At 74.1% G+C, this 17,573-nt stretch carries 17 protein-coding genes and 2 tRNA genes; 13 read left to right on the top strand and 6 right to left on the bottom strand.

The genetic code is table 11. From position 1 onward, the window contains the following. The first annotated feature begins 34 nt into the window (after nt 1-34). The 3 genes from ABZ261_RS04755 to ABZ261_RS04745 all read left to right on the top strand — a co-directional run bounded on the left by ABZ261_RS04755 (nt 35) and on the right by ABZ261_RS04745 (nt 2,351). Nucleotides 35-108: transfer RNA gene (locus tag ABZ261_RS04755), tRNA-Met, on the top strand. Between the two features lie 208 nt (nt 109-316). After that, on the top strand, nt 317-2,122 hold the full coding sequence (locus ABZ261_RS04750; protein WP_356855269.1) for a tetratricopeptide repeat protein: 1,806 nt from the start codon (nt 317-319) through the stop codon (nt 2,120-2,122). A gap of 155 nt (nt 2,123-2,277) precedes the next feature. Next, a tRNA-Met gene (locus tag ABZ261_RS04745) sits at nt 2,278-2,351 on the top strand. 158 nt (nt 2,352-2,509) lie between these two features. Here the strand turns inward: ABZ261_RS04745 and ABZ261_RS04740 are convergent. Beyond that, nucleotides 2,510-2,926, bottom strand: a complete 417-nt coding sequence (locus ABZ261_RS04740) for a Fur family transcriptional regulator (RefSeq protein ID WP_356855267.1) — start codon at nt 2,924-2,926, stop codon at nt 2,510-2,512. A gap of 144 nt (nt 2,927-3,070) precedes the next feature. Between ABZ261_RS04740 and ABZ261_RS04735 the strand changes: the two genes are divergently transcribed. Continuing rightward, the gene (locus tag ABZ261_RS04735) at nt 3,071-4,525 is read left to right on the top strand and encodes a catalase (protein WP_356855265.1); all 1,455 of its coding nucleotides are present in this window, start codon (nt 3,071-3,073) and stop codon (nt 4,523-4,525) included. Nucleotides 4,526-4,804: 279 nt separating this feature from the next. Here the strand turns inward: ABZ261_RS04735 and hisN are convergent, their stop codons facing one another. Beyond that, nucleotides 4,805-5,629: a histidinol-phosphatase gene (gene hisN / locus ABZ261_RS04730; RefSeq protein WP_356855263.1), complete on the bottom strand. Its 825-nt coding sequence runs from the start codon at nt 5,627-5,629 to the stop codon at nt 4,805-4,807. 226 nt (nt 5,630-5,855) lie between these two features. On the opposite strand from hisN, the gene ABZ261_RS04725 reads away from it, so the two are divergent. Next, a complete protein-coding gene (locus ABZ261_RS04725) occupies nt 5,856-6,473 on the top strand; it encodes a helix-turn-helix domain-containing protein (protein ID WP_356855261.1) in 618 nt (205 codons plus the stop codon). A 23-nt stretch (nt 6,474-6,496) separates the two neighbouring features. On the opposite strand, the gene ABZ261_RS04720 is transcribed toward ABZ261_RS04725, so the two are convergent. The 4 genes from ABZ261_RS04720 to ABZ261_RS04705 all read right to left on the bottom strand — a co-directional run bounded on the left by ABZ261_RS04720 (nt 6,497) and on the right by ABZ261_RS04705 (nt 9,995). Beyond that, entirely contained in the window at nt 6,497-6,820 is a 324-nt protein-coding gene (locus tag ABZ261_RS04720) for a multidrug efflux SMR transporter (protein ID WP_356855258.1), read from the bottom strand. Nucleotides 6,821-6,905: 85 nt separating this feature from the next. Next, nucleotides 6,906-7,916: a ribosome small subunit-dependent GTPase A gene (gene rsgA, locus ABZ261_RS04715; RefSeq protein ID WP_356855257.1), complete on the bottom strand. Its 1,011-nt coding sequence runs from the start codon at nt 7,914-7,916 to the stop codon at nt 6,906-6,908. A gap of 11 nt (nt 7,917-7,927) precedes the next feature. After that, nucleotides 7,928-9,244: a 3-phosphoshikimate 1-carboxyvinyltransferase gene (aroA, locus tag ABZ261_RS04710; RefSeq protein ID WP_356855255.1), complete on the bottom strand. Its 1,317-nt coding sequence runs from the start codon at nt 9,242-9,244 to the stop codon at nt 7,928-7,930. Between the two features lie 28 nt (nt 9,245-9,272). Beyond that, nucleotides 9,273-9,995: a M50 family metallopeptidase gene (locus ABZ261_RS04705; RefSeq protein ID WP_356855253.1), complete on the bottom strand. Its 723-nt coding sequence runs from the start codon at nt 9,993-9,995 to the stop codon at nt 9,273-9,275. Nucleotides 9,996-10,045: 50 nt separating this feature from the next. Here ABZ261_RS04705 and ABZ261_RS04700 point away from each other — a divergent pair, with 50 nt between their 5' ends. From ABZ261_RS04700 to def, 8 genes are all read left to right on the top strand, one after another. Next, entirely contained in the window at nt 10,046-10,900 is an 855-nt protein-coding gene (locus tag ABZ261_RS04700) for an SOS response-associated peptidase (RefSeq protein WP_356855251.1), read from the top strand. A 1-nt stretch (nt 10,901) separates the two neighbouring features. Beyond that, nucleotides 10,902-11,531 carry an alpha/beta family hydrolase gene (locus tag ABZ261_RS04695; protein ID WP_356855249.1) on the top strand — a complete coding sequence of 210 codons (630 nt, stop codon included), beginning with the start codon at nt 10,902-10,904 and terminating at the stop codon, nt 11,529-11,531. Nucleotides 11,532-11,787: 256 nt separating this feature from the next. Continuing rightward, nucleotides 11,788-12,483, top strand: a complete 696-nt coding sequence (locus ABZ261_RS04690; RefSeq protein WP_356855247.1) for a sigma-70 family RNA polymerase sigma factor — start codon at nt 11,788-11,790, stop codon at nt 12,481-12,483. After that, nucleotides 12,480-12,782 (top strand): mycothiol system anti-sigma-R factor, encoded by a 303-nt coding sequence (gene rsrA, locus ABZ261_RS04685; protein ID WP_356855245.1) that lies wholly within the window; start codon nt 12,480-12,482, stop codon nt 12,780-12,782. The genes ABZ261_RS04690 and rsrA overlap by 4 nt, the downstream gene beginning before the upstream one ends. Nucleotides 12,783-12,887: 105 nt before the next feature. After that, entirely contained in the window at nt 12,888-14,192 is a 1,305-nt protein-coding gene (locus tag ABZ261_RS04680; protein ID WP_356855243.1) for an HD-GYP domain-containing protein, read from the top strand. Beyond that, on the top strand, nt 14,189-15,481 hold the full coding sequence (locus ABZ261_RS04675; RefSeq protein WP_356855241.1) for a metal-dependent phosphohydrolase: 1,293 nt from the start codon (nt 14,189-14,191) through the stop codon (nt 15,479-15,481). Before ABZ261_RS04680 ends, ABZ261_RS04675 begins: the two co-directional genes overlap by 4 nt. Before the next feature lie 99 nt (nt 15,482-15,580). After that, complete coding sequence (locus ABZ261_RS04670; RefSeq protein WP_356855239.1) at nt 15,581-16,588, top strand: hypothetical protein; 1,008 nt, start codon at nt 15,581-15,583, stop codon at nt 16,586-16,588. A 62-nt stretch (nt 16,589-16,650) separates the two neighbouring features. Further along, nucleotides 16,651-17,301, top strand: coding sequence for a peptide deformylase (gene def, locus ABZ261_RS04665; RefSeq protein WP_356855237.1), 651 nt, complete (start codon nt 16,651-16,653; stop codon nt 17,299-17,301). Nucleotides 17,302-17,573 lie beyond the last annotated feature (272 nt).

Raw genomic sequence — 17,573 nt, 5'->3', positions numbered from 1 at the left:
CCCCGAGCGCCGTGGTACGGTTGACGTGCAACGGCGCGGGGTGGAGCAGCTCGGTAGCTCGCTGGGCTCATAACCCAGAGGTCGCAGGTTCAAATCCTGTCCCCGCTACTGCAGTCGAGGCCCGGATCCCTTTCGAGGGGTCCGGGCCTTCGTCATGTGCGAACTCATGTACATCGGGGCGGGACGGCCGCGCCGCAGCGGGTAGAAGGAGTGGTGTGTGTTTGACTTGTCTCCCTGTGGGCATGTCGACAAAACGCTGAAGTGACCTCACGGGGTGCGGTATACCGGGTGTACCCAGGTTGCAGGTGGTGCGACGATGGACGTTATGGGGGACAAGGCAACTCTGTTCGAGACAGGGCGATTTGTGCAGCCTTCCGGTGCGGAGCCGGCCCGCGACGAGCTGGGCGACATGGGGGAGGCCGCCGAGGAGACGCGCCTCGCGCTCGCCGCGCAGAGCGGCGACGTCGAGGCCGCGAGCGTCCTCGGGGCCATGCTGCTGCGCCGCGGTGACCTCGACGGAGCCGAACCCCACCTGCGCGCCGCCACCGCGGCCGGTGACCGCGCCGCCGCCAACAACCTGGGAGTCCTGCTGCACCAGCGCGGCTACGCCGAGGAGGCGGCCGGCTGGTGGCGCGTCGCCGCGGTCGCCGGTTCCGCCGCCGCCGCGCACGCGCTCGGCCGCCACCACCGTGAGCGCGGGGACGAACCGGCCGCCGAGTACTGGCTGCGCCAGTCCGCCGAGCAGGGCCACGTCCTCGGCGCCTACGCGCTCGCCGACCTGCTGGAGCACCGCGGCGACGTCGGCGCCCGGCGCTGGATGCGGGCCGCCGCCGAACGCGGGCACCGGGAGGCCGCCTACCGGCTGGCGCGTGCGCTCGACCGCACGGCCGGGTCCGGTGACGAGGGCGCCGGCAAGGCCGCGGAGGCCGAGCAGTGGTACCGGCAGGCCGCTGCACGCGGTCACCGGCGGGCCGCGCTGCACCTCGGCGCGATCCTGGAGAAGCGCGGCGAGCTGAAGGAGGCCGGGCGCTGGTACCTGAACTCCGCAAAGGACGGCGAACCGCAGGCCGCCTGCGCGCTCGGCTTCCTGCTCCGGGACGCCGGCGACACCGAGAGCGCCGCCGTGTGGTGGCTGCGGGCCGCCCAGAACGGCGACGGCAACGCGGCGAACGCGCTGGGCGCGCTGCACGCCGAGCGCGGCGAGACCCAGACCGCCGAGCGCTGGTACCGGGCCGCGCTGGACGCGGGCGACGACAACGGCGCGTACAACCTCGGGCTGCTCTGCGCCGAGCAGGGGCGGACCGCGCAGGCCGAGCAGTGGTACCGGCGGGCCGCCTACGCGGGGCACCGCGAGGCCGCGAACGCCCTCGCCATCCTGCTGCTGCAGGGCGGCGACGCGACCGGGGCCGAACCGTGGTTCTCCAAGGCCGCCGAGGCGGGCAGCGTGGATGCCGCGTTCAACCTGGGCATCCTCTACGCCGGGCGCGGGGAGGACGCCATGGCGTTGCGCTGGTACGAGCGGGCGGCCGCCGCCGGGCACGCCGAGGCCGCACTGCAGGTCGGCATCGCCCGGCTGCGCGAGGGCGACGAGCAGGAGGCGGAACGGCACCTGCGCTGCGCGGCGGGCGGCGGGAGCGCGGAGGGCGCGTACCGGCTGGCCACCCTGCTCGACGCGCGCCGGCCGCCGGAGCCGGCGCACGAACTGGGGGAGATCCTGCACGCGAAGACCGAGTGCGAGGAGTGGTACGAGCGGGCGGCCTCCCAGGGGCACCGGCGGGCGCAGGTGCGGGTCGGCATGCTCGCGGCGGCCCGGGGCGACGTGGTGGAGGCGGCGCGGTGGTACCGGGCGGCGGCCGAGGCCGGGTCGCGCAACGGCGCGTTCAACCTGGGGCTGCTGCTGGCGCGGGAGGGCAGCGAGCCGGAGGCGGCGATGTGGTGGATGCGCGCCGCCGACGCGGGGCACGGCCGGGCGGCCCTCCGCCTGGCCCTCGTCTACGCGCGTCGCGGCGAGCTGGCCGAGGGGCAGCGGTGGGCCGCGAGGGCGGTGGAGCTGGGGCCTGCGGAGGTCGCCGAACGGGCCGGCCGCCTCCGGGACGCCCTGCGCGAGGAACTGTCCGCGTGAGGCGCCGTCCGGGCGGGCGCGCCGCACGGCGCGGGCCCCTGCGCGCCGCACCGCCCGCGGGCCGGCCCCGGCGGCGTCCGCCCTCACCGGCGCGCCGCCTCCCGGGTACGGATTTGCTTCTTCGGGCCTGCCTCACGTAGTGTCGTGTTCACCGACGCGGGGTGGAGCAGCTCGGTAGCTCGCTGGGCTCATAACCCAGAGGTCGCAGGTTCAAATCCTGTCCCCGCTACTGAAGGCCGAGGGCCGGGATCCAGAAATGGGTCCCGGCCCTCGGTCGTTCCCCGGCTCGGCGCGCCGAGCAGGCGCGGGTTGCCGTGCGCGGTCCTCCCCAGGGGGCGGGAAAGAAAAAGGGGGGCTTGCGCCCCCCTCGTCCGTGCGTCCGTGCCGCTACGCGCCCGCGCAGTCCGGGCACAGTCCCCGGTACGTCACCTCGACGTCCGACACCGTGAAGCCGAAGCGCTCGGCGTCGGGGAGGTCGGCGAGGGGGTCGCCCGTCGGGTGGACGTCGCGGATCGCGCCGCAGCGTGCGCAGACCAGGTGGTGGTGCGGCCGGTGCGCGTTCGGGTCGTACCGCTTGGCGCGCTTGTCCGTCGTGACTTCCAGGACCTCGCCCAGCGAGACCAGCTCGCCGAGCGTGTTGTAGACGGTCGCCCGGGAGATCTCGGGCAGCTTGGCGACGGCCCGCGCATGGACCTCGTCGGCCGTCAGGTGGACGTGCTCGCCGTTCAGGACCTCGGCCACCACGCGCCGCTGCGCGGTCAGCCGCCATCCGCGTCCACGCAGCCGTTCCAGAAGGTCGCTCATGGCTACCAGCCTAACAGGAAGGCGGACCAGGTCGGGAACATGTGTGACTTTGGATCGTCGCTTGACTTAGACAATGTCCATTGTAGGATCGAGCCCGGCTCAGGCCGCAGGACGAACCAGTCGGTGATGACGCAGGAGGCACGCGTGACGCAGGGACCGCTCACCACGGAGGCCGGTGCTCCGGTGGCCGACAACCAGAACAGCGAGACGGCGGGCGTCGGCGGGCCGGTGCTGGTCCAGGACCAGCTGCTGCTGGAGAAGCTGGCCCGCTTCAACCGGGAGCGCATCCCGGAGCGCGTGGTGCACGCCCGCGGCGCCGGCGCCTACGGCACCTTCACGGTGACCGCCGACGTCACCCCGTACACGCGCGCCGCGTTCCTCTCCGAGATCGGCAAGCAGACCGAGGTCTTCCTGCGCTTCTCGACCGTGGCCGGCAACCTCGGCGCGCCGGACGCCGTCCGCGACCCGCGCGGCTTCGCGGTGAAGTTCTACACCGAGGAGGGCAACTACGACCTCGTCGGCAACAACACCCCGGTCTTCTTCATCCGGGACGCGATCAAGTTCCCGGACTTCATCCACACCCAGAAGCGCGACCCCTACACGGGCAGCACGGAGGCGGACAACGTCTGGGACTTCTGGAGCCTGTCGCCCGAGTCGACGCACCAGGTGACCTGGCTGTTCGGCGACCGCGGCATCCCTGCCTCGTACCGGCACATGGACGGCTTCGGCTCGCACACCTTCCAGTGGAACAACGAGGCCGGCGAGGTCTTCTGGGTCAAGTACCACTTCAAGACCGACCAGGGGATCAGGAACCTCACCGCCGAGGAGGCCGAGGTCCTCGCGGGCAGGGACCCCGACTCCCACCAGCGCGACCTGCGCGAGGCGATCGAGCGCGGCGAATTCCCGAGCTGGACCGTGGGCGTGCAGATCATGCCGGCGGCGGACGCGGCGACCTACCGCTTCAACCCGTTCGACCTGACCAAGGTGTGGCCGCACGCGGACCACCCGGTCATCGAGATCGGCAAGCTGGAGCTCAACCGCAACCCGCGGAACATCTTCGCCGAGGTCGAGCAGTCGGTCTTCAGTCCCGCGCACTTCGTGCCGGGCATCGGGCCGTCCCCCGACAAGATGCTCCAGGGCCGGCTCTTCGCCTACGGCGACGCGCACCGCTACCGGGTCGGCGTCAACGCCGACCACCTGCCGGTGAACCGCCCGCACGCCGCCGAGGCGCGCACCCACTCCCGTGACGGCCACCTGTACGACGGCCGGCACGGCGGTGCCAAGAACTACGAGCCGAACAGCTTCGGCGGGCCGCAGCAGACCGGCCGCCCGCTGTGGCAGCCGTTCGACGGCTTCACACCCAGCACCGGGAACCACCCGACGCCCGTGCACGCCGAGGACAACGACTTCGTGCAGGCGGGCAACCTCTACCGGCTGATGACGGAGGCGGAGCGGGAGCGGCTGGTCGCCAACCTCGCGGGCTCGCTCTCGCAGGTCTCGCGCGAGGACATCGTCGACCGGGCGATCGGCAACTTCCGCAACGCCGACGCCGACTTCGGCAAGCGGCTGGAGGCGGCGGTGCAGGCACTGCGCGGCTAGGGGGTTGCCCCGGGCGCGGCGCGGACCGCGGGGGCGGCCGGACCGTCGCCGCCCCCGCGGCCGGGCGGGCCGGATCCCGCGGTGCCGGGGTCCGGCCCGTCGCGCGTCCCGGAGCTCGGGCGCCGGCCGTCGGGGGCGCCGGCGCGGGCCCGTGGGCCGGCACCCGGCGGCGGACGATGCGGCGGACCGGGACGATCCCCGCCGCCTCGCCGGCACGGGGGCGCGGCCGAGGGTGAGTACGGCCGTGCTCGTCGACGGCGCGCGCCTCGCTCCGGTGGCTCAGTCGCGCGGGCCGAGGAAGCCCAGCAGCGCGTCGTGCAGCAGGCCGTTGGAGGCCGCCGCGTCGCCGCTGTGCGGGCCCGGACGGCCGTCCAGACCGGTGAAGGCGCCGCCCGCCTCCGTCACGATGATCGCGTTGGCGGCCATGTCCCACAGGGACAGCTCCGGCTCGGCGCAGATGTCGACGGAGCCCTCGGCGACCATCATGTACGGCCAGAAGTCGCCGTACGCACGCGTGCGCCACACCTGGCGGGTGAGGTCGAGGAAGCCGTCCAGACGGCCCCGTTCCTCCCAGCCGGTGAGCGAGGAGTACGCGAAGGAGGCGTCCGCGAGCTTGCCGACGCGCGAGACGCGGATGCGGGTGGCGGAGTCGAGGCCGGGGCCGGTGAAGGCGCCGTGGCCCTCGGCCGCCCACCAGCGGCGGCCGAGGGCGGGGGCGGAGACGACGCCGACGACGGGCCGGTGGCCTCCTGCGCTCCCGGTCCCCTCCGCCGTGTCGTCCGCCTCCATCAGCGCGATCAGCGTGGCCCACACGGGGACGCCGCGGACGTAGTTCTTGGTGCCGTCGATGGGGTCGACCACCCAGCGGCGGGGGCCGGCGCCCTCGACGCCGTACTCCTCGCCGAGGACGGCGTCCCGCGGGCGCTCGCGGTGCAGCCGCTCGCGGACGAGTTCCTCCGCGGCGCGGTCCGCCTCGCTCACCGGGGTCATGTCCGGCTTCGTCTCCACTTTCAGGTCGAGCGCCTGGAAGCGGGCCATGGTGGCGGCGTCGGCGGCGTCCGCCAGGGCGTGGGCGAGACGCAGGTCGTCGAGGTAGTCCGGCATGCGAGGAACGGTATCGGCCGTGGCCGCCGCCGGGCCACCGGGGTCGGGACGGCGGCACCGCCGTCCGCCCGTTCGCCGTGCCGCACGCGGCCTCGGGGGGCGCGGGCGCGCGGGCACGCGGGCAGGCGCCGCCGTGCGCGCTCGTGCGCGACCGCCGCGAACCCTTGACAGTGCATACAAGCGCGTCAAATCTGGGCGCAGAGTCGCCGTGCCCAGGGAGGCGAGGATGCCTGCTGCCCGGGAGTCCCTGCTGGACGCCGCCTACACGGCGCTCACGCGCCGGCCGTGGTCCGCGGTGCGGATGGTCGACGTCGCCGCGTCCGCCGGAGTGTCCCGGCAGACCCTGTACAACGAGTTCGGCAGCAAGGACGGGCTGGCCAGGGCACTGGTGCGGCGGGAGGCCGACATGTACCTCGCCGGTGTCGAACGCGCCCTGGCCGGCGCCGCGGCACCGCGGGACCGGCTCACCGCCGCCGCCGAGTGGACGGTCGCCGCCGCCCGGGACAACGTGGTGGTGCGGGCCCTGCTCACCGGCTGCTGGACCGAGCGGCTGCCCGCCCCGCCGTCCGCCGCCGCGCCCCCCGCCGCGCCCTCCGCCCTCCCGTTCCCGGTGCAGCGCCGGGCGGAGGGGCCGCTGCCCGCGCCCCGCGACTTCGTGCGCGTCGTCCGGGACCGGGCGGCCACCGCGCTGGCCGGTCCGGGCGCCGCCCCGGCCGACACCGCCGAACTCTCGCGCTCCTGCGAACTGGTCGTCCGTCTCGCGCTGTCCTGCGTGGCGGCGCCGCCGGGCGAGGGCGGGATGGCGGAGCTGGTGCGGGCGGTGCTGCCCCGGCACCTGGCCTGAGGGCGGCGGCCGCACACAACGCCCTAGTGCGCCGACCCGGACAGCTGCAGCCCGATGACCCCGACGATGACCAGGGTGATCGAGACGATCTTCAAGGTGGAGACCAGGTCGCCGAGGAAGACCATGCCGTAGATCGCGGTGCCGGCCGCGCCGATCCCGGTCCACACGGCGTACGCGGGACCGACGTCCAGCTTCTTCAGGGACAGGGTGAGCAGGCCGAAGCTGCCCAGCGCGAACGACGCGAAGGCGATCGTCGGCCACAGGCGGGTGAACCCGTGCGACAGTTTCAGGCACACGGCGAAACCGGTCTCCAGGAAACCGGCCACGATGACCAGCAGCCACGCCATGTGCGGTCCTCCCGTTGGTCCGGATCCTCCGGCTGGGTGCGCTTATGCACTTGCCTGATCCACGCCCGGCCAAACAACGCGGTGATCAGTCGCCTTCCCGGCGCTCCCGCGTGGCCAGCAGCCGGCGCAGCGAGTACAGCCGAGCCGGGTCCGCGTGCCCCGCCTCGACCCACGCGTCCAGCGCGCAGTCCGGCTCGTCGTGGCTGCACGCGCGCGGGCAGCCCTCGGTGCCCGGCACCAGGTCCGGGAAGGCGTGGATCACCCGCGAGGGGTCCACGTGGTGCAGGCCGAAGGAGCGCACGCCCGGGGTGTCGACCACCCAGCCGGCGCCGCCCGGCAGCGACAGCGCGAGCGCCGAGGTGGTGGTGTGCCGGCCGCGTCCCGTGACGGCGTTGACATGGCCCGTCGTACGGCGCTGGTCGTGCGGCACCAGCGCGTTGACCAGAGTGGTCTTGCCCACGCCGGAATGCCCGACGAACGCCGTGACCCTGCCGTCCAGTTGCTCGCGCACCCGGGCCACCGCGCTGCCGTCCTCCAGCTCGTCCCGGCTGGTGACGACGTACGGGATGTCCAGCGCGCCGTACAGCTCCAGCAGCTTGTCCGGCGGGGCCAGGTCCGACTTGGTCATCACCAGCAGCGGTTCCAGGCCGCCGTCGTAGGCCGCGACCAGGCAGCGGTCGATCAGCCGGGGGCGCGGCTCCGGGTCGGCCAGGGCGGTCACGATCGCGAGCTGGTCGGCGTTGGCGACGACCACCCGCTCGTAGGGGTCGTCGTCGTCGGCCGTGCGGCGCAGCACCGACGTCCGCTCCTCGATGCGCACGATCCGCGCGAGGGTGTCCTTCCGGCCCGACAGATCGCCGACCAGGGCCACCCGGTCGCCGACCACGGCGGCCTTGCGGCCCAGTTCGCGGGCCTTCATGGCCATGACCACCCGGTCCTCCACCAGGCAGGTCAGCCGCCCCCGGTCGACGGTGAGGACCATGCCCTCGGCCGCGTCCTCGTGCTTGGGCCGGATGTTCGTGCGCGGCCGGTTGCCCTTGCGGTTGGGGCGGCTGCGGATGTCGTCCTCGTCGGTGTGCTTGCCGTAACGGCGCATGGCGTACGTCCCTACTGCCCGAGCATCCCGGTCCACAGCTCGGGGAAGTCCGGCAGGGTCTTCGCGGTCGTCGCCACGTTCTCGATCTGCACGCCCTCGACCGCCAGGCCGATGATCGCACCGGCGGTCGCCATGCGGTGGTCCTCGTAGGTGTGGAAGACGCCGCCGTGCAGCGCGCGCGGACGGATGTGCAGGCCGTCGTCCGTCTCCGTGACGTCACCGCCCAGCCCGTTGATCTCCTTGGTGAGCGCGGCCAGCCGGTCGGTCTCGTGCAGCCGCAGATGGGCCACGCCCCGCAGGGTGGACGGCGAGTCGGCGAGCGCGGCGACCGCCGCGACGCCGGGGGTCAGCTCGCCCACGTCGCCCAGGTCCACGTCGATGCCGTGGACGGCACCCGAACCGGTGAACACCAGGCCGTAGTCGGTGAGTTCGCAGGAACCGCCCATCTCGGTGAAGATCTCCCGCAGCCGGTCACCCGGCTGGGTGGTGCGCTCCGGCCAGTCCGGGATCAGCACCTTGCCGCCGGTGACCAGGGCCGCCGCCAGGAACGGCTGGGCGTTGGACAGGTCCGGCTCGATGGTCAGGTCCCGGCCGAGCAGCGCGCCCGGCGTCACCCGCCACACGTTCGGCTCGCCGCCCGACTCCGGGGTGTCCACCTGGGCGCCGACCGCGCGCAGCATGTCCACCGTCATCCGGATGTGCGGCATCGAGGGCAGCGAGGCGCCGGTGTGCCGGACCTCGACGCCCTGGTTGAAGCGCGGGCCGGAGAGCAGCAGGGCCGACACGAACTGGGACGAGGACGACGCGTCGATCGACACCGGGCCGCCGTCCAGGGCGCCGCCGCCGTGCACGGTCAGCGGCAGCGCGCCCCGGCCGTCGTCGTCGATGCGCGCGCCGAGCGCCCGCAGCGCGTCGATCACGCCGTGCAGCGGACGCTCGTACGACCGCGGGTCGCCGTCGAACCGGACAGGGCCGTCGGCCAGCGCCGCCACCGGCGGCAGGAACCGCATCACCGTGCCCGCGTTGCCGACGTCGACCGTGGCCGGTCCGCGCAGCTCCGCGGGCAGCACCCGCCAGGCCTCGCCGGTGCCGTCGGGGCCGACCCCCTCCTCGATCTCCACGCCCATCGCACGCAGCGCGCCGGCCATGAGCAGGGTGTCCCGGGACCGCAGCGGACGGCGCAGCCAGCCCGGCTCGGAGGCCAGGGCGGCGAGGACCAGAGCGCGGTTGGTGACCGACTTGGACCCCGGCACGTGGACCGTCGCGTCGACGGCCCCGCTCGCGTGCGGGGCGGGCCAGAGGGCGGGAGAGGCGGTGTTCGGGGCCATGGGGCCACTTTATAAGGAGGGCCGGGCGTCAACCCTCCAGCAGCCAGCGGCCCCCGCCGACGAGCGAGGACAGCGACACCGCGTGGAACAGGAACAGCCACAGCCCCGCCGGCACATGCGTCAGCCGGGACAGCTGGTCCGCGTCCGAGTCGCCGGCGCCTCCCCGCGACCGCTTGGCCTGCAGCTCGAACGCGGGCCGCACCCCGCCGGACAGCAGGAACCACACCACCGCGTAGGCGAACGCCGCCTGCACCTGAGGGCCCGCGAGCCACGACACCAGCAGGAAGGCGCTGCCGGCCAGCACCACGGTGAGCACCCCGTACGCGTTGCGGATCATCACCAGCATCGCCGCCAGCAGGGCCGTGGCCGCCCACAGCAGCAGGGTGATGCGCCCCGCGCCCAGCAGGGCGGCCCCGCCGAGGCCCAGCAGGGAGGGCGCCGTGTAGCCCGCCGCCGCGGTGAGGATCATGCCGAGCCCGTACGGCTTGCCCCGGCTGAGCGTGAGCCCGCTGGTGTCGGAGTGCAGCCGGATCCCGGTGAGCTGCCGGCCGGTGAGCAGGGCCACCAGACCGTGGCCGCCCTCGTGCGCGATGGTGATCGCGTTGCGGGATATCCGCCACACCGGGTGCGGGACGACCACGGCGAGCGCCGCGCCCAGGGTGGCCAGCACCACCCACAGGTCCGGATCGTTCTGGGTGCCGGTGAGCCGGTCCCACAGGTCGGGCAGCGCGGTGGCGGCGAGGCTGTCCATGTGTCCGAGTGGCTCCCTGTTCGCGTACGGAGTCTGGCAGTGTGGCACGTATGTGCGGACGGTATGCATCGAGTCGTGGGCCCGAGGATCTCGCAGACGTCTTCGGCATCGACGTGGGGGTCCCCGGCGCCGGGGCGGAGACCGGGGCTTCCGGGAGGGAGCCCGAGGAGAGCCTGGCGCCGGACTACAACGTGGCCCCGACCAAAGAGGTGTACGCCGTCCTCGACCGCCCCCTGAAGGACGCGGACTCCCCGCGCCCGGTCCGCCAGCTCCGCCGGCTGACGTGGGGTCTGGTCCCGTCCTGGGCCAAGACCCCCGAGGGCGGCGCCCGGATGATCAACGCCCGTGCCGAGACCGTGCACGAGAAGCCCGCCTACCGGCGCGCCTTCGCCGCACGCCGCTGCATCCTGCCCGCCGACGGCTACTACGAGTGGGTCACCGGCGAGCAGGAGCGCGAACGGGAGGTGGAGGGCCGGAGGAAGCGCCCGCGCAAGCAGCCGTACTTCGTGCTGCCCGCCGACGGCTCGGTGTTCGCGATGGCCGGCCTGTACGAGTTCTGGCGGGACCGGACCCTGCCCGACGACCACCCGCGGGCCTGGTGGGTCACCTGCTCGGTGATCACCACCGAGGCGGAGCGGACCCCGCTCGCCGTCGCCCCCGCCGAGGGGCCGCGCAGCCTCGCCGACATCCATCCCCGGATGCCGCTGATGCTCACCCCGGACCGCTGGGACGCCTGGCTCGACCCCTCCCGCACCGACCCCGCGGAGCTGCGCGAGCTGCTGGCCCCGCCCCCGCCCGGCCTGATGCGCGCCTACCCGGTCTCCACGGCCGTCAGCAACGTCCGCAACAACGGCCCGGAGCTGCTGAAGGAGCTGGAGGCGCCGGAAGAGGGCACACTCTTCTGACATGACGGCACAGACGGTCGGCACCGGCGCCGGCGACGCGCGGATCACCTGGCACCGGGCCAGGAAGGCCCGGCTGGTCCTCGCCCTGAGCCACGGGGCGGGCGGCGGCGTCGAGGCGCGGGATCTCCAGGCCCTCGCCGGCGCCCTGCCCGCGCACGGCGTGACCGTCGCCCTGGTCGAGCAGCCCTGGCGGGTCGCCGGGAAGAAGGTCGCGCCCGCGCCGAGGACCCTGGACACCGGATGGCGGGGCGTCTGGCCCGCGCTCGCCGCACCGGGCCTGCCGGTGATCGCCGGCGGGCGCAGCGCCGGCGCCCGGGTCGCCTGCCGCACGGCGGCCGAGCTGGGCGCGCACGCCGTGCTCGCGCTGAGCTTCCCGCTGCACCCGCCGGGCCGGCCGGAGAAGTCCCGCGCCGGGGAACTGCTGGGCGCCGGGGCGCCCACGCTCGTCGTCCAGGGCGGGAAGGACCCCTTCGGCAGGCCGGAGGAGTTCCCGCGGGGCGGCTTCCGCCTGATCGAGGTGCCCCACGGCGACCACGGCTTCGCCGTCCCCAGGCGTGCGGACCTCACCCAGGAGCAGGCCCTGGAGATCATCACCGGCGGTGTCGCGGAGTGGGTCGCGTCACTGGGGTGACGGCCGGGAATGCGGCGCGGGGGGCCTTGCGTTGAGCGGACAGAAGTGCTGAGGCCTCGGCACCGACGTCGTAGGAGAGGGAGTCCGCCGCATGGGTTCGACCACATGCCCGAGCCGCAGCAGCCGCACTGACCTGGACTGGACGGTGCTGTACGCGGCCAGGACCGCCCCCGTTCGAGCGGCGGCGGGCACGGGTCGTGTTCTATCCTCCGAAGCCAGTGGGACCGGTCTCGGTCCCGCCCGGGATCTTGAGGAGGTGGGTCCGGTCACTGGGACCGACGCAGGGACCGACAACGGCCAGGCGGAGCTGCCCGAGGGCCAGGGCGTGAGCGCGGAGGCGTCCGACGAGACGACCGCGGAGCGCAGCGCGCGCTTCGAGAGGGACGCGCTCGAATACCTCGACCAGATGTACTCGGCCGCGCTGCGCATGACCCGCAACCCGGCCGACGCCGAGGACCTGGTGCAGGAGACGTACGCGAAGGCGTACGCGTCCTTCCACCAGTTCCGCGAAGGCACCAACCTCAAGGCGTGGCTGTACCGGATCCTCACCAACACCTTCATCAACTCCTACCGCAAGAAGCAGCGCGAGCCGCAGCGCTCCGCCGCGGAGGAGATCGAGGACTGGCAGCTCGCCCGCGCCGAGTCGCACATGTCGACGGGTCTGCGCTCCGCCGAGTCGCAGGCGCTCGACCACCTGCCCGACTCGGACGTGAAGGAAGCGCTGCAGGCGATCCCCGAGGAGTTCCGCATCGCCGTCTACCTCGCGGACGTGGAGGGCTTCGCCTACAAGGAGATCGCGGACATCATGGGGACACCCATCGGAACGGTGATGTCCCGGCTGCACCGGGGCCGCCGTCAACTGCGCGGCATGCTGGAGGACTACGCCCGTGAGCGCGGACTGGTCCCCGCCGGCGCCGGAGAGTCGGACGAAGTGAAAGGCTCGGGCTCATGAGCTGCGGAGAGCCGCACGAGACGGACTGCAGTGAGGTCCTCGACCACCTGTACGAGTTCCTCGACAGCGAGATGCCGGACGTCGATCGCGACAAGTTCCAGCACCACTTCGAGGAATGCTCCCCGTGCCTGGAGAAGTACGGCCTGGAGCAGGCCGTGAAGAAGCTGGTCAAGCGGTGCTGCGGACATGACGACGTACCCGCCGACCTGCGCGCCAAGGTCATGGGGCGCATCGAACTGATCCGCTCCGGGCAGACCGTGCCGGAGCACGACGTGACCGCCACCGCCCAGGAGAGCTGAACGCCGGATATCACCCGAATGTGCTAATCCTCAGGTCATAGATCCCGCGTCCCCGGCCCCCGTCCTACGCTCCCAGACGGACAGGTGAGGCCGGGGAGGGGCGCGATGGAGGCGGTACCGCCGAGAGCACGCGGCTACGTGGCCTGTGTCGCCCTGTCGGCCGCGTCCTGTCTCCTCCCACTGCCGGCGGCCCGCGCACCCTGGTGGGCGACGGCCCTGCTCGCCGCGCTCTACGCGGCCTGCGAGCACGTCGTGCACCGCCGCTTCGGCGGCACTTTCTACCCCGTACTGCTCGCCGGGGCCTTCCTGCTGCCCCCGCCGGCCGCCGCGCTCGTCCCGCTGCCCGCCGCCGTGCTCACCCCGGCCGGGCGGCCGACCGCGCTGCCGCGCCGCGTCTGGCGGGCCGCGCAGCCCGCCCTCGCCGTGTGGGCCGCCGCCCGGGTGCACGACGCCCTCGGCGGCCGGGACGCCGTCGCCGGCGCCGACTTCCCCGAGGCGCTGCTGCCCGCCGGCGCCGCCGTCCTCGCCTTCTGCCTGGTGCTCACGCTGCTCGACGGCGGGCTGCGCGCGGCGGCCGGAACGGCGCCGCCCCGGCGGGCCTGGCGGGGGCTGCTCGCCCGCTCCCTCGCACCCGTCGCGGTGCACGGACTCGCCGGGCTGATGATGGCCGTCCTCTGGCGCAGCCCCTACGGCCCGGCCGCCGCGCTGCTCGTCCTGCTGCCGATGTGCGTCTCCTGCTGGGTATTCGCCCAGTACGACCGCGAACGCGCGGCCCACCAGGCCACCATCCGAGCCCTGGTGCAGGCCGTCGACATCAAGGACGGCTACACCCGCGGCCACAGCGAACGCGTGGGCCGGGCGTCCGTGATGATCGCCCGCGAGCTCGGCATGGACGACGAGCGCGTGGAGACGCTGCGCTTCGCCGGCATCCTGCACGACGTCGGCAAGCTGGGCGTCCCCACCCGGCTGCTGCGCAAGGACGGACCGCTCACCGACCAGGAGCGGCGGATCATCGAACTGCACCCCGAGTACGGCCACGAGATGGTCCGCGGCATCTCCTTCCTCGGCGAGGCCCGCGCGGCGATCCTCCACCACCACGAACGGCTCGACGGCAGCGGCTACCCCTACGGCCTGAGCGGCGCCCAGATCCCCGAGTGCGCCCGGATCGTCGCCGTCGCCGACGCCTTCGACGCCATGACCTCCACCCGCTCCTACAGCAGGGCCCGGCCGGTCGAGGCGGCCGTCGCCGAGCTGGAGCGCTGCGCGGGCGCCCACTTCGACCCCCGGATGGTCGGCGCGCTGGTCCGCGCCGTGCGCCGCTCCGGCTGGCATCCCGCGGTCACCGCCGACGAACCGGCGTACGGCGCCGCACCCGTGGCACGGGCCCCCCGCACCGGGGCGCACCGATGACCGTCCTGCGGGCCGTGCACGGCGCCGCCGCCCTCACCGCGGCCGGCTCCCTCGCCGTCACCCTGTGGACCGGCCTGGAGGACCGCGGCGTCGCGCTCGCCTTCGCCGTCCTCGTCGCCGTCGGCGAGCTGACCCGGTGGAGCGACACCCGGGCACGGCCGGCCGCGCCCCTGGGCGCCGCCGGCTCCCTGTCGTACGCGCTGCTGGGCGCCGACGCCGGGCGGCCCACCCAGCACGGGGCCGCGCAGGTCGTCACCGTCGTCCTCGTCGCCGCGCTGTTCGGCGCCGTTCCGCACATCTGGTCGGGCCGCACCCCGACCGCCGACCACCTGGCCCGCCGCGTCCTCACCGTCGGCTTCGCCGCCGTCTGCTTCCAACCCCTCCACGACCGAGGCGCGTTCGGCCCCGTCAGCGGTCCCGCCCACACGCTGCCGCTCCTCGCCCTGCTCGGCCTCACCTCCCTGTGCGGCGCCGTCCTCGGCGCCGCGCTCGCCCACTGCCGCACCGGCTGGCCGTTCGGCCCGCTGCTGCGCGAGGAACTGCGCGGACTGCTCGGCATCGGCTCGGCCGTCTGCGCCACCGGCGCGGTGATGGCGCTCGGGGTCGCCGTCGCCGGGCTGTGGGCGCTGCCCGTGTTCTGCCTGCCCCTGCTGCTCGTCCAGCTGTCCCTGCGCCGGTACGCGGCCGTCCGCGCCACCTACCGGCAGACCATCGCCTCCCTCGCCCGCGCCACCGAGATCGCCGGCTGCACCCCCGCCGGGCACGCCCACCGGGTCGCCGCGCTCAGCCTCGCCGTCGGCCGCGACCTCGGCCTGACCGGACCCGAACTGACCGTCCTGGAGTACGCGGCCCTCATGCACGACATCGGCCAGCTCAGCCTGGTCGACCCGGTCCCGGGCGGGGTCACCGCCGCCCTGCCCGCCGCGGAGCAGCGGCGCATCGCCCTGCTCGGCGGGGCCGTGGTCCGGCAGACCGGGGTGGACGCGGCCGTCGCCGTCGTCGTGGAGCGGCAGGCGGACCCCTGTCCGGAGCAGCCGCTCGCCGCCCGCATCGTCCGCGCGGTCAACGCCTACGAGGAGAGGACCCGGGACGCCGGTCCCGAGGGCCCGCTGCGCGCGCTGGAGGAGCTGCGGCTCGGCACCGCGGGGGACTACGACCCCGAGGTCGTGGAGTCGCTCGCCCGGGTGCTGGCCCAGCCCCGCGGCCGGCGCGCCGCCGTCCCCGCCCCGGGCGACGGGAGACGAACGGCACTGTCTGACCCCGCTCCCGGCTGGGTAACCCATGGGTAATGAGCGCCTTCCCCGCCGCACGTGGTTGGATGCGAGGGAGAGGGTGTACGGGGGCACAAGCCAGCCCACAGCGGGAAATGGAACTGGCAGGCGGGAATCGTGAGGATCTTCGGCAAGGGACGGCACCGGCCCTGCGCCTCCTGGCGGCAGGCCACCGACAGGGCGTTCACGCTCATCGGCGACGGCCGGTACGAGGACGCGGGCGAGCTGCTGACACGCGCCGCCGACCTGGAGCCCTGGCTGTCGGAGTCGTGGTTCAACCTCGCCCTGCTGCACAAGTTCCGGCACGACTGGGAGCAGGCCCGCGCCGCCGGACTGCGCGCCGTCGCCCTGCTGGACCGCGAGACCGGGGCGCCCGACTGGTGGAACGTCGGCATCGCCGCGACCGCCCTGCAGGACTGGCCGCTGGCCCGCCGCGCCTGGCAGGCGTACGGGCTGAAGGTGCCCGGGGGCGCCTCGCGGCCGAAGGCCGGGGGAGGCGCCGCCGCGTCCGGGGAACCGCTGGGCATGGAGCTGGGCAGCGCGGCCGTGCGGCTCTCCCCGGAGGGCGAGGCCGAGGTCGTGTGGGGGCGCAGGCTGGACCCGGCGCGCATCGAGGTGCTGTCCATCCCGCTGCCGTCCTCGGGCCGGCGCTGGGGCGAGGTGGTGCTGCACGACGGCGTCCCGCACGGCGAGCGCACGACGTCCGCCGGGCACACCTATCCGGTCTTCGACGAGATAGAACTGTGGGCGCCGTCCCCCGTGCCCACCTGGGTGGTGCTGCTGGAGGCGGCCACCGAGGCCGACCGGGACGCGCTGGAGCAGCTCGCGGCCGACGCCGGGTTCGCCGCGGAGGACTGGTCCTCCTCGGTGCGGCTGCTGTGCCGGACGTGCAGCGAGTCCCGCATGCCGTCCGACGAGGGCGAGGGGGTGCACCTGGACCCGCACGACCACAGCGAGCCGGGCCACCCCGGGCCCCTGGGGCACCGCACGGACGGGCAGTTGTGGGTGCCCGAGCGGGAGTGCGGGGTGGCCGCCCCGGCGTCGCTGGTCCGGGGCCTGCTGGACGGATGGGTCGCCGACAGCCCGGACTCGCGGGACTGGCGGGATCTCGAAGAGGTCTGCTGACCGGTCGCCGTACCCTGTATCAGCAACGATCCCCCGTTCTTCGAGGAAGGCGTACGTCGGTCATGGCGCAGCAGGACACCGATCAGCAGCACGCGGGCGTGCTCCCCGTCGACGACGAGGGATACGTCGTCGACACGGAGGACTGCGAGGAGCGCGAGCAGGCCTGGCGCGAGCGCGGCACCTCGCGGCCGATCACGGTCGTCGGCAACCCGGTGCTGCACAAGGAGTGCAGGGACGTCACCGAGTTCGGCGAGGAGCTGCAGCAGCTGGTCGCCGACATGTTCGCCAGCCAGCGCACCGCCGAGGGCGTGGGCCTGGCCGCCAACCAGATCGGCGTCGACCTGAAGGTCTTCGTCTACGACTGCCCCGACGACGACGGCGTCCGGCACGTCGGTGTGGTGTGCAACCCGAAGCTGGTCGACCTGCCCGCCGACAAGCGCCGGCTGGACGACAGCAACGAGGGCTGCCTGTCGGTGCCGACGGCGTACGCGCCCCTCGCGCGTCCGGACTACGCCGAGGTGACCGGCCAGGACGAGCGGGGCAACCCGATCAAGGTGCGGGGCACCGGCTACTTCGCACGCTGTTTGCAGCACGAGACCGACCACCTCTACGGCTCCCTGTACATCGACCGGCTGTCGAAGCGGGACCGCAAGGACGCGCTGCGGCAGATGGCCGAGAACGAGCCGCGGTACCCCGTGGTCGCCAACGACTGACCTGCACGACACAGCCGGGGCGCCCGGCCGGGACTCCTCCCGGCCGGGCGCCTTCGTCCTGCCGCGGCCCGTTCGTACGTGCGTCGCACGACCGATCGCTCACGTGCCCCCGGAGACCCGCAACCGGTCATACAAGGGGGGATTCTCGGCTCACCGGGTAGTGAGTGCAGCAAATCCGTTCCCACGGCGGTCAGTTGTGGTGCTGAATGGAAGTGCGGGGATACGCAACGGCGCACGCCCGGCACAACGGGAGGGGTGTGTGCTCCTGGCGG

This window comes from Streptomyces sp. NPDC006193 (assembly GCF_040613915.1).
Classification (GTDB): Bacteria; Actinomycetota; Actinomycetes; order Streptomycetales; family Streptomycetaceae; genus Streptomyces.
The sequence above is the reverse complement of the archived record's forward strand: the minus strand, read 5'-3'. Positions and strand labels throughout refer to the sequence as shown.